At 42.3% G+C, this 11,889-nt stretch carries 12 protein-coding genes; 8 read left to right on the top strand and 4 right to left on the bottom strand.

Translation table 11 applies throughout. The features are described from left to right. Positions 1 to 115: 115 nt before the first annotated feature. The gene (locus P2W82_RS02200; protein ID WP_336514197.1) at positions 116 to 535 is read right to left on the bottom strand and encodes an SRPBCC family protein; all 420 of its coding nucleotides are present in this window, start codon (positions 533 to 535) and stop codon (positions 116 to 118) included. Positions 536 to 739: 204 nt separating this feature from the next. On the opposite strand from P2W82_RS02200, the gene P2W82_RS02195 reads away from it, so the two are divergent. After that, entirely contained in the window at positions 740 to 1,213 is a 474-nt protein-coding gene (locus tag P2W82_RS02195; protein ID WP_336514196.1) for a 23S rRNA (pseudouridine(1915)-N(3))-methyltransferase RlmH, read from the top strand. A 20-nt stretch (positions 1,214 to 1,233) separates the two neighbouring features. After that, positions 1,234 to 1,866 (top strand): rhomboid family intramembrane serine protease, encoded by a 633-nt coding sequence (locus P2W82_RS02190; RefSeq protein WP_336514195.1) that lies wholly within the window; start codon positions 1,234 to 1,236, stop codon positions 1,864 to 1,866. Positions 1,867 to 1,876: 10 nt separating this feature from the next. On the opposite strand, the gene tilS is transcribed toward P2W82_RS02190, so the two are convergent. After that, complete coding sequence (tilS, locus tag P2W82_RS02185) at positions 1,877 to 3,265, bottom strand: tRNA lysidine(34) synthetase TilS (protein WP_336514194.1); 1,389 nt, start codon at positions 3,263 to 3,265, stop codon at positions 1,877 to 1,879. 158 nt (positions 3,266 to 3,423) lie between these two features. Next, positions 3,424 to 3,732 carry a tetratricopeptide repeat protein gene (locus tag P2W82_RS02180; protein ID WP_336514193.1) on the bottom strand — a complete coding sequence of 103 codons (309 nt, stop codon included), beginning with the start codon at positions 3,730 to 3,732 and terminating at the stop codon, positions 3,424 to 3,426. 117 nt (positions 3,733 to 3,849) lie between these two features. On the opposite strand from P2W82_RS02180, the gene P2W82_RS02175 reads away from it, so the two are divergent. Together P2W82_RS02175 and P2W82_RS02170 are read left to right on the top strand one after the other, a co-directional pair. Then, positions 3,850 to 4,593, top strand: a complete 744-nt coding sequence (locus P2W82_RS02175; protein WP_336514192.1) for an electron transfer flavoprotein subunit beta/FixA family protein — start codon at positions 3,850 to 3,852, stop codon at positions 4,591 to 4,593. Between the two features lie 29 nt (positions 4,594 to 4,622). Beyond that, positions 4,623 to 5,585 carry an electron transfer flavoprotein subunit alpha/FixB family protein gene (locus P2W82_RS02170; RefSeq protein ID WP_336514191.1) on the top strand — a complete coding sequence of 321 codons (963 nt, stop codon included), beginning with the start codon at positions 4,623 to 4,625 and terminating at the stop codon, positions 5,583 to 5,585. 3 nt (positions 5,586 to 5,588) lie between these two features. On the opposite strand, the gene P2W82_RS02165 is transcribed toward P2W82_RS02170, so the two are convergent. Then, the gene (locus P2W82_RS02165; protein WP_336514190.1) at positions 5,589 to 7,073 is read right to left on the bottom strand and encodes an arylsulfatase; all 1,485 of its coding nucleotides are present in this window, start codon (positions 7,071 to 7,073) and stop codon (positions 5,589 to 5,591) included. Between the two features lie 184 nt (positions 7,074 to 7,257). On the opposite strand from P2W82_RS02165, the gene P2W82_RS02160 reads away from it, so the two are divergent. The 4 genes from P2W82_RS02160 (at position 7,258) to P2W82_RS02145 (ending at position 11,870) form a co-directional block, all read left to right on the top strand. After that, positions 7,258 to 7,851, top strand: coding sequence for a bifunctional nuclease family protein (locus P2W82_RS02160; protein WP_336514189.1), 594 nt, complete (start codon positions 7,258 to 7,260; stop codon positions 7,849 to 7,851). Positions 7,852 to 7,858: 7 nt separating this feature from the next. Continuing rightward, a complete protein-coding gene (gene ispE / locus P2W82_RS02155) occupies positions 7,859 to 8,698 on the top strand; it encodes a 4-(cytidine 5'-diphospho)-2-C-methyl-D-erythritol kinase (RefSeq protein ID WP_336514188.1) in 840 nt (279 codons plus the stop codon). Between the two features lie 173 nt (positions 8,699 to 8,871). After that, positions 8,872 to 10,107, top strand: a complete 1,236-nt coding sequence (gene rocD / locus P2W82_RS02150; protein WP_336514187.1) for an ornithine--oxo-acid transaminase — start codon at positions 8,872 to 8,874, stop codon at positions 10,105 to 10,107. An 83-nt stretch (positions 10,108 to 10,190) separates the two neighbouring features. Then, positions 10,191 to 11,870 (top strand): glutamine--tRNA ligase/YqeY domain fusion protein, encoded by a 1,680-nt coding sequence (locus P2W82_RS02145; RefSeq protein WP_336514186.1) that lies wholly within the window; start codon positions 10,191 to 10,193, stop codon positions 11,868 to 11,870. Positions 11,871 to 11,889 lie beyond the last annotated feature (19 nt).

The following is an 11,889-nucleotide window of genomic DNA, read 5'->3' as shown; positions in this document are numbered from 1 at the left end:
ACAATCAGCTCTGATCTTACTCAAAGTTTTCTCAAATGACTAACTGCAAATACACGACGAGGTGATTTGCAGTTACACAGCAAAAATTGAAGCGTGAAAATAAACGAAGAAAATATTAATCAGCCCGTGACTCAGCAATTTTTTTAAACCTGTCCATGATATTAGGCATCATGGAAAGATATTTTTTGCCGATGAGGTTCCACCAGAAAGAACCAAGTGGGCCTTCCATCCAGATCTCATTAGTGATCATGGTTTTCTTGTTGTGATACCCGATCAGGCGACGGATGTATAAATGAGCCAATGGAAGTTTCGTATCCATGGTGTAAGTGAAATTGGGCTTGCAGGACGTAATCTTGAATTTTGACTTCGGTCCCTTGCCAGGTGTTACCACACCCTGGGCATCGGTTGCAAAATCTCCGCTGATGTCCGCATCCTGTACAGAAGCATCCCAGCTCTTCCAGTTTTTCACATCTGTAAACAAATTCCAGATGCGTTCCGGGCTTGCTGTCGTGAGAATTGAATGTACGTATTCCATAAAATCGAATTAAAACAACGCTGCAATCTGTGTCAAATTCCTCAATTAGAATAGCTCTTTTTTGATGATGTTGATAAGTTCTTATTATTTTGTTCGAAATCGTTCAAATTCAATCAAAATCCCGTTAGAAGATTAATTCAGTATTAATTAATTGTTATCAATAACGGGTTTGACAATAGCTAAACCCTTAAATTCCGCTTCGATATGAAAATTCAGTGCTGGACCATCGGTAAAAATAACGAGGCTTATGTGAGCCCGGGAATTGAAGATTTTACGAAAAGGATCAACAGGTATTACCCGTTTCAGTGGGTGATCATTGCGCCACCGAAAAATGCAGCGTCCATGACATCTGAGGAATTGAAAAAACAGGAATCAAAGCTCCTGCTTGACCGGCTTACAAAAGAGGATTATCTTGTTGCGCTGGATGAGAATGGAAGGCAAATGGATTCGGTTACACTAGCTGATTTCGTACAGAAACGCGCAAACGAAAATTGCAGGCAAATGATTTTCCTGATCGGTGGTGCTTTTGGTATTCATGAATCTCTAATTGCAAGAGCGGATTACAAATGGTCATTATCTGCTTTAACATTTCCACATCAGCTCGTGCGTTTAATTTTAGCGGAACAGGTGTACCGGGCCTGTACGATTCAGCGAAATGAAAAATATCATCACTCCTAGAACGGAAAAAATGTAATAGAATGGATTTACCAGTTACTATAGCTATCATAGCCATCACCTGTCTCGCTTCATTTCCCGCTTTCTCCAATGAAAAACTGAAAGATGACTTGTTATTCTGGCCTTACCAGATCAAGAAACGTAACCAGTTTTATCGCTTCATCACTGGTGGTTTTTTACATGCTGATACTGTTCACCTGATCTTTAACATGATCTCGCTTTGGTCTTTCGGAGCCGCGCTGGAGAAATTCCTGTTTCCGAAATTATTCGGCACAATGTCAATAATGCTTTATATCGTTCTGTACCTGACAGGAATTGTGGTCGCATGCATTCCTGATTATTTCAAATACAAAGATCAGTATGGTTACCGGGCCCTTGGTGCCTCAGGTGCAGTTTCGGCAATTGTGTTCGCTGCCATCATTATCGAGCCTACCAGCACCCTGCGTTTTTTATTTATTCCTTTTGATATCCCCGCATATATATTCGGATTGATTTTTCTTGGTCTTTCAGCTTATCTCGCAAGAAAGGGACAGGGAAACGTTGGGCACAATGCACACTTCTGGGGGGGCATCTGGGGGATTGTTTTCACCTGGCTCGCTGCACGCTCGTTCGCACATAAAGATCTTTTCAAAGATTTTCTCGAGAAAGTGTTTTAATAATGAATGCTTATTCTCCTGAATTGAGCAATTCGAATTGAAGAATCGATTCAGATCCTCCGGTTATTTTAAATCGGTTATCAATCCGGTAACCAACAACCCATACTATTCTTTTATCCGATTCAATTACCAGGATTTTTTCTTTTTGATTTTTTGACAATTTCAGGTCGATAAAAAAGCGTGAAAGCTTTTTCTTTTTTGTCATTCCCAGCGGGTAAAAATAATCTCCTGTTTTCCATTTGCGGAGAATCAGGGGATATTTTATGTCCTTTTCATCGACGAAAACAGTGGAGCTATCCTGATCTAAATTATGAATATGTTTTAGTCTTGAAATATTCAACATACCGCCGCTGAATTCAATATGCTCATCACCAGCTTCAATGACCCTGTCATGAAAATGTTCATCTTTTAATGCAGAAATCACCAACCATTTCCTGTTGCGTAACAGCCGGTGAGTCCCTGATGAAATCCATCGACCGGTTTCACTATCCATCAATCCGATTGCATCATTGAGCTGACCAGCACTGAATCCAAATGGAGATATCAACTCAAATAAAATAGTTCTTACCGGATCGGATAAACGCAGTTTTTCCACAGGTATCATCCATTCTTCATCTTTTCTAAAAAGCAATTTTTTTCTGTATTGATCGATAGCCTGTTGATATATTTTTTCCGATTCCTTAAATCTTTGAATATTCGCGGCAAGATTCTGTTCAATGCCAGTGATGATTTTTCCAGCTAAAGGGATTAACTCATGCCGGATGAAATTACGTGTGTATTTTGTTGAAGAGTTAGAAGAATCTTCCACCCATGTTATACTGTTTTCTTTTGCATACTGCTCAATTTCTTTTCTTGAGAAGTCCATTAATGGTCTGATGATAGAATCCCGTTTTCGGGGAATACCGCGCAATCCACTGATGCCACTTCCCTGGAAGAAGTGAAATACCATGGTTTCAATATCATCATCGAGCTGGTGAGCTGTCAGGATAAAGCATCTTTTATTCGGAGGCGATTTCTTTCTACCGACTGCATCCTTCTCTTTGGATTGATCCGTAATCTCTTTTCGTACTTCCTCGAACCACTCATACCTTAATTTTCGCGCAGCCTGCTGGATAGAAATTTTATTTGATACAGCAAACACATTTGTATCGAATTGCTTTACAAAAAACGGAACCTTGTATTTTTCTGCAAGTTGCTTTACGAAATTTTCGTCGCGATCACTCTCTGCCCCTCTCAATTTAAAATTGCAGTGCGCTATATAAAAGTCAAAACCGGATCGGTACAACAGATCGCATAAAACAGTTGAATCAAGGCCTCCGCTCACCGCAACAATTAACAGATCATTTTTAGTGAACAGTTCTTTTTGGTGAACAACATCTTTAAATTCCTGTACTGTCAAAAGAATTTTGATTTATTTTTTATCAGTGTTTATATATGAATCTCCCGTTGCAATTCCTGATGAATCTCATACCAGCAAGAGTCGGCTTTCAACCATAAACTAAAAACGCTTCCTTACTATTTACCTGCGGCAGGCAGGCTTCTTACTACTTACTGATTTCAATCTATCAGATCAATTGCTGTCTGCAACTCTCCTCTTGCATGAAAATCTTTCAATGAATCTGCCTGGTGAATTCCTCTTTCGTAGACCTCAAGCGCTTTTTCCGCGTTTCCTGTTTTTTCATATAAACGACCCAGGTGAAGATAAGAACCGATATACGCCGGATTATCTGCAATTACACTATCAAGTATTTCGATCGCTTCATTAACCGATCCCAACTTGATCATTTCCATCGCCAGCGCATGCCTGCTGAAATAGTCCTGAGGATCAGCAGCTATGAATTTTCTGAGTTGTGAAATCCGATCCATTAGCGAAAATTAATCAGTTCAAATTGTGGAAATCTGCCTTCAACTATTATATTTGTATTCAAATTGGTTGCATAAACAACCTTAATGAGTTTAAGGACATCAACTTAATCGCCTGTCATGAAAATACTCGTTTGTATAAGCAAGACCCCTGACACAACCGCAAAAATAGCCTTCACTGATAACAACACGAAATTCGCTGCGGATGGAGTACAATGGATTATCAATCCTTACGATGAATGGTATGCATTGGTAAGAGCGCTGGAGCTCAAAGAAAAAGATGCATCCACCGTTTTACACCTGATCAATGTTGGTGGAGCAGATGCAGAGCCGGTCATCCGCAAAGCACTTGCACTTGGTGGTGATGAAGCCATCCGCGTGAACTCAGATAGCCGTGATAGTTTCACGATTGCTTCACAGATTGCAACTCACGCAAAATCTGTAGGGTACGACCTTATATTAACCGGAAAAGAAACTATTGATTACAATGGTTCTTCCATTGGCGGCATGGTGGCAGAGCTACTGGACATGCCTTACATCTCCCTGGCAACAAAACTTGAATTGAGCGGTACAACGGCAACGGTCACACGGGAAATTGAAGGCGGCGAAGAAATTGCTGAAGTAAGTCTGCCGCTGGTGGTTGCGTGCCAGAAAGGAATGGCGGAAGCAAGAATTCCCAATATGCGTGGTATTATGGCAGCACGAACAAAACAATTGAAGGTGATTGAACCGGTTGCGGTGGAGGCTTTAACAAGCATCAGTTCTTTCGGCCTTCCACCAGCAAAAGCCGGAGTAAAAATGATTCCTGCGGAGCAGGCAGAGGAACTTGTAAGACTCTTACATGAAGAGGCCCGTGCCATCTGATTTCTTTTTTCAACAAAACCATTATTGCTATGTCAGTTCTGATATATATCGATCACGCAGACAATCAGGTAAAAAAATCTTCTCTGGAAGCGCTGAGTTATGGCTCAGATCTGGCGAAACAACTGGGAACAGAAGCTGATGCATTGATCCTGGGGACAGTTGAAGATGATCTCGCATTACTCGGTAAGTATGGCGTCAGGAATGTGTACCAGGTGTCAAATCCGCAGCTGAATCAACTGGATGCACAGGTTTTCACTGCTGTGATTGCTGATGCAATTTCAAAAACAGGTGCAGACACCATTGTATTTTCAGGGAACGCAACTGGTAAAGCAGTAGCGCCACGTTTGTCGGCAAGACTCAAAGCCGGCCTGGTTACCGGAGCTGTTGCATTGCCTGATACAGCCAATGGCTTTACTGTTAAGAAAACGGTTTTCTCAGGGAAGGCGTTTGCTTTTGTACAATTGCTTTCACCAATAAAAATCATTTCCGTTAATCCCAATTCATATAGTGTAAAAGAGGGATCAGGTTCTGCTGAAATATCCTCTTTAGACATCACCGTTCCTGCACCAAAAGTAAAAGTAACGGCTACGAATAAGGTAAGTGGATCGGTACCCTTGGGCGAAGCTGAAATAGTAGTAAGCGGCGGTCGTGGATTAAAAGGCCCGGAGAATTGGGGAATGATCGAGGAACTCGCGGGATTACTTGGTGCTGCAACGGCCTGCAGCAGGCCGGTAGCCGATTCGCATTGGCGTCCTCATCACGAACATGTGGGTCAGACCGGGTTGGCAATTGCACCGAATCTCTATATCGCTGTTGGTATATCCGGAGCAATACAACACCTGGCTGGTGTAAACAGAAGTAAAGTGATCGTTGTTATCAACAAAGATCCTGAAGCGCCTTTCTTCAAACAGGCCGATTATGGTATTGTCGGTGATGCTTTTGAAGTTATGCCGAAGGTGATCGATGCTGTAAAAAAGCTAAAAGGAAAATAATCATCAGAATTTAGCATCAACAAATTCCCATTCTTTGATGTGGGAATGTTGATGCTCTTTTTTTACAATAGCATCAAACTGTCGCAGGATTTCCGGATGGTCTTTGGCAAGATCAGTTGTTTCAGAAATATCCCTGCTTAAGTCGTACAGCTCCCAAATGGTACCCGGATTTGCTTTCATGTTCCTTTTTACACCTTTCCATTTACCCAGTCTGACTGCAACCTGGCCACCCTTCTCAGGGAATTCAAAATAAAAGCTTCTTTCCTTTGGTGATGAAACCTTACCTACCAGCAACGGGAGAAAACTCAAACCATCGGATTTCTCTGCTTTTACTTTTAACAGGTCTGCAATAGTTGAGAGCATGTCCACCTGGCTCGCCGTTGATTCAATTATTTTCCCTGGAGAAATCCGTCCCGGCCACCAGGCAATCATTGGCACCCGTATACCGCCTTCATACAAATCCTGCTTACCACCACGAAGAGGAAGATTGCTTCCGAAAATTTCCCGGTTGAAACCTCCTGTGTTGAATGTAGCAGCGTTATCGCTCGTGAATAAGACAATGGTATTGTTCAACAGGCTATTTTCTTTTAGAGAAGCAAAGATAACCCCAACCATACTGTCAAGGTAAGAGATCATTGCGGCATAGGTTGAATAAGGGTATAACGTGGAAGCATACCCGTTTTGTCCACGATAGGGTTGTTCGTCTTTAAATGAAGCCTGGTATTGTTTTAGTTTTTCAGCAGGTATCTGCAATGACAGATGAGGTAGAGTAAAAGGCAGGTATAGAAAAAAAGATTTTGATTTGTTTTTCCCTAGAAAATCTTTTGCCTTCAGTATTTCTTTCTCCGGGGCATAATCATTTCCGGTAAAAACTTTGAAACTATCGGGATGGTTTTCTGAACTACTCAAAGTACGATGGACATCAATTTCTCTATTGTTCAAACTATCCCATTTTCCATTTTCCCACAAATGGGTAGGATAATGATTGTGCGCCTGTTTCTGATCCAGGTATCCATAAAAATAATCAAAGCCCATTTTATCTGGTGATCCTGAACTGCCGTAAATTCCCAGCCCCCACTTTCCGATGGCCCCCGTAGTATATCCATATTGTTTAAGAAGATGGGCCAACGTAAAAGTTCCTTCTGCCAATGGCATCTGTCCGCCTTCATGTGCGTCCTCAAATCCGCCCAGTTCATAATTGCCACGGATATAAGAGTGACCGGAGTGTCGGCCGGTTAACATTATACATCGGGCGGGGGCACATACAGGACTTCCTGTATAAAAATCGGTAAACCTCGCTCCAGCCGCGGCCATTATATCAATATTGGGAGTATTGATTTTCGTTTGCCCGTAGACGCCTGTTTCATTGTATCCAAGGTCATCAGCATATATGAGAATGATATTGGGTCGGCTACTCTGAGAATGTGCGTTAAGTGCTGCTGATAGTACAACAAGAAAAACAGGGATCAGGGTGATAAACCGGTGCATAACAGATCTGATAATAGTGTATAAATTTCTACTCAATACGTAACAAAATAGTCTAAATCCCCGATCTGTTTTTATTATAACAGGAATATGAACCCCAGGCAGTTACAGGAGGGAAATTTGCAATACAAACCGCGTGGATATTGATTTTTCTCTTTAGAAATTTAACGTACTTTCGTACACTTATATGAAGAAAATCGAACTGGAAATTGTTGCACTTTCCCACTCCATTACACAGACACATTCCTATGCTGTGGTGTTGGGTGAGGTGAATGGACTACGCCGTTTGCCGATTGTTATCGGAGGATTTGAAGCCCAGGCTATTGCTGTTGCGCTTGAACGCATGCAACCCAGCAGACCTCTCACTCATGATCTTATGAAAAATTTCATGATGGCTTTCAATGTTGAACTTCATGAAGTAATCATTTGTGATCTCCAGGAGGGCATTTTCTATTCCAAACTCCTTTGTTCAAATGAAAATGATACAGTAGAAATTGATTCCCGTACGTCCGATGCACTGGCACTCGCCGTGCGTTTTGGTTGTCCCATTTATACGTACGAAAACATTCTTGAAAACGCTGGAATTCTGATGGAAGATACCGGTACGAAAAAGAAAAAAGCAGTCGTATCCACAACAAGCGAGGAAACGACAGCACATGATGATTTAAAAAATCTTTCTGTTGAGGAACTGAACACATTGTTGAATGAAGTACTCGAGCAGGAAGATTATATACGCGCAATAGCCATCCGCGACGAGATCAACAGCAGAAGAAAAAAATAAACCGGGCATGGTCTTGTTTCCCAATGCAAAGATTAACCTTGGTCTTTATATCACGGGAAGAAGAGCTGACGGATTTCATGATCTTGAAACCATTTTCCTTCCCATTCCTTTCAGAGATTCGATCGAATTAATCAAAGCAACTGATCCTTCAAAAGGTGATTTTCAATTTGGAACCAGTGGCCTTTCAATCGAAGGACCGGAAGAAAAGAATCTTTGTTTCCGGGCCTGGCAAATACTAAAAAAAGAATATTCACATATTCCCGCGCTTGAATTTCATTTGCTGAAACAAATTCCCATGGGCGCCGGCATGGGAGGAGGTTCATCAGACGGAGCATTTACGCTTCTGCTCATCAATAAAAAATTTGATCTGCAGATCCCCCGGAAAAAGTTGATTGAATATGCGTTACAACTGGGTAGCGATTGCCCTTTCTTTATCATCAATCAGCCGGTATTTGGTTCAGGACGTGGCGAAATCCTGGAACCGATAGATATTCCCTCCTTGAAAGGATACCATATTGTTGTTGTATTTCCTTCGATATCAGTTTCTACATCATGGGCGTTCAGCAGAATTAAACCCGGAAAGCCGGAAAAATCCTTGAAAGAAGCCATTCTTTATCCCCTTGCCGAATGGAAATCAATCATCAAAAATGATTTCGAGGCCCCGGTATTCGAGGCCTACAAGGAGATTGCTGATATCAAATCGACACTTTATTCAGCTGGAGCACTTTATGCCTCACTATCTGGTTCAGGATCTACGGTGTTCGGGATCTATAACGAACATGATTTTAAATTGCCGGAATTCCCTGGCCATTATACCGTCCGGACTATGGAACTTTTACCGGGCTGATACCTTTTCCTGATTGGCCAGAAAATTGTATCTTCGGAGCAATTCGTTATCATATCAAGTCTCTGCAGCAAATATCATCCTTTCTTTCATCCAACCTGGATTTACTCAACCACTAACGGTTGCAGATACCTGCTGTCCAGAATTTCCTTTTTAATCAGTTTAAAAATCAGACTATGCAATCGTTAATGCCGGTTACGGCAAACTCACAATATTTTATTGAGCTGGAAGAAAAATACGGAGCTCATAATTATCACCCGATTCCTGTGGTTTTGAAGGAAGGCCGTGGTGTATTTGTGTATGATGTTGATGATAAAAGATATTTCGATTTCCTGAGTGGTTACTCAGCGGTCAACCAGGGGCATTGTCACCCTGAAATAGTTGAAGCTCTAATTTCACAGGCGTCAAAACTTACGCTGACATCGAGGGCTTTTTACAATGATCAATTGGGAGAATATGAAAAATTCATCACAGCGTTTTTCGGTTATGATAAGGTGTTACCGATGAACACCGGTGTTGAAGCCGTTGAAACAGCACTCAAACTTGCGAGGCGGTGGGGTTATAGAATAAAGGGCATCCCTGAGAACAAAGCAAAGATCATTGTTTGCGCAAATAATTTTCACGGCCGCACGAGCACGGTAATTTCTTTCAGTACCGATCCTTCTTCCACAAAAGATTTTGGTCCTTTTATGCCAGGTTTTGAGATCATACCGTATAACGATTTACGTTCACTGGAGATCGCCTTACAGGATCAGGATGTTGCAGGGTTTCTTGTTGAACCGATACAGGGCGAAGCTGGTGTTGTAGTGCCGGATGAAGGGTATTTGCAGAAAGCAAAACAGTATTGCAGCGATGCACGCGTATTATTTATTGGCGATGAAATTCAAACGGGTTTAGGCCGCACCGGTAAAATGCTTTGTTGTGATCATGAGAATGTTCGTCCGGATATTCTGATACTTGGAAAAGCATTAAGTGGTGGAACATTACCTGTAAGCGCAGTCCTTGCTGATAATGAAATCATGATGCTGATCGCACCAGGCGAACACGGATCAACCTATGGCGGAAATCCTTTGGCATGCCATATTGCAATTACGGCTCTTTCGGTTTTAAAAAACGAAGGGCTGGTTGAAAATGCCGCTGCGATGGGCGAACTTCTTCGAAATGAACTCAGGGCTCTTGCATCACCTGCTATTTCTACGGTCAGGGGAATGGGTTTGCTGAATGCGATTGTTATAGACCATGCAGATAAAGAAGCGGCCTGGAGCTTTTGCCTGGAACTGAAAGAAAACGGACTTCTTGCAAAACCAACGCATGGCGACAAAATCCGTTTCGCACCGCCTTTAACTATTACCCGCGATCAGATGCTTGAAAGTGTTGAAATTATTCGCAAAAGTTTGCACGTTCTGGTGTAAAAACTATGCAAAAGCACGCGTCAATCAGGCTAATTTATGGTCTGAAAGGCTTAATTTTTGTAAATTCGCTGCCCAACTGACCAATGATGATTGAAGAAAAGTCGCTGAATTTTCTTGAAGAGATTATAGAAGAGGATCTGAAAGCCGGAAAGCATGTTAGCATCCATACCCGTTTCCCCCCGGAGCCCAATGGCTATCTGCATATCGGGCACGCCAAAAGCATTTGCCTGAACTTCGGTCTGGCTGACAAATATGGCGGTAAAACCAATCTCAGGTTTGACGATACCAATCCCATTACTGAAGAAGCTGAATATGTTGAGTCGATAAAAGCTGATTTACATTGGCTCGGCTTCGACTGGGAGGAAGAAAGATTTGCTTCAGATTATTTTGATACGCTTTACGATTTTGCCATTGAACTGATCCGCAAAGGTCTTGCCTATGTAGATGATTCCAGTTCAGATGAAATTGCTGCTACCAAAGGCAGCCCAACAGTTCCCGGAATTGAAAGTCCTTTCCGCAACAGATCTGTGGAGGAAAACCTGAGCCTGTTTGCAGAAATGAAGAATGGCAAGTACCAGGACGGTGAAAAAGTGCTGAGAGCTAAGATCGATATGTCATCTCCCAATATGCACATGCGTGATCCGATCATGTACAGGATCAGGCACGCACATCATCACCGTACAGGTGATAAATGGTGCATATACCCGATGTATGATTTTGCGCACGGGCAGTCGGATTCCATTGAAAAAATCAGTCACTCCATCTGTACACTTGAATTCGAGGTACACAGACCGTTATACAACTGGTACATTGAAAAACTCGAAATATTCCCTTCTCACCAGTATGAATTTGCCCGATTAAACATGACCTATACGGTGATGAGTAAACGCAAATTACTTCAGCTGGTCAATGAAAATTATGTTGATGGATGGGATGACCCCCGAATGCCTACACTATCAGGTATGCGCCGCCGTGGGTATCGTCCTGTTGCCATCAGAAACTTCTGTGATCGGATAGGAGTTCAGAGGCGGGAGAACATTATCGATGTTGGATTGCTAGAATTTTGTGTACGCGAAGATCTGAACCAGATCGCGTTAAGGCGCATGGCAGTACTGGATCCAATAAAACTGATCATCACCAACTACCCCGAAGGCCGGTCCGAAATTGTGATGGGAGAAAACAATCCCGAAGCTCCCGACCAGGGCGGGTTTCGTGAGATCCCTTTCAGTCGCGAGCTCTGGATCGAAGCTGAGGATTATATGGAAGTGGCAGCGAAAAAATGGTTTCGACTTGCACCGGGAAATAAAGTTCGTCTGAAAAATGCATACATCGTTGAATGTACCGGAAGTAAAAAAGATGAAAACGGAAAAGTAACGGAAGTGTACTGTACCTATATCGAAGGGACAAGAAGTGGTCAGGATAATTCAGGATTAAGTGTGAAAGGAACCATTCACTGGATCTCTGTCGATCATGCAGTACCGGCAGAGATAAGACTCTACGATCGGTTGTTCAAAGTGGAAAATCCAGGTGTTGAAGAGGGCGATTTCAAAGATTATATCAATCCGGATTCATTGCAGATTCTCACCAATGCCTGGGTAGAGCCATCCTTGACTGCTGCAAATCCTGACGATCACTACCAGTTCATCCGCAAAGGATATTTTTCATTGGACAGCAACAAAAACGCAGATGGAAAACTGGTGTTTAATCGCACAGTTACTTTGAAAGATGCCTGGGCAAAAGAGGTTACGAAAACGAAGAAGTAGACATTTCGACCGGTGATTC

Source organism: Pollutibacter soli, from assembly GCA_029269725.1.
Classification (GTDB): Bacteria; Bacteroidota; Bacteroidia; order Chitinophagales; family Chitinophagaceae; genus Pollutibacter; species Pollutibacter soli.
The sequence above is the reverse complement of the archived record's forward strand: the minus strand, read 5'-3'. Positions and strand labels throughout refer to the sequence as shown.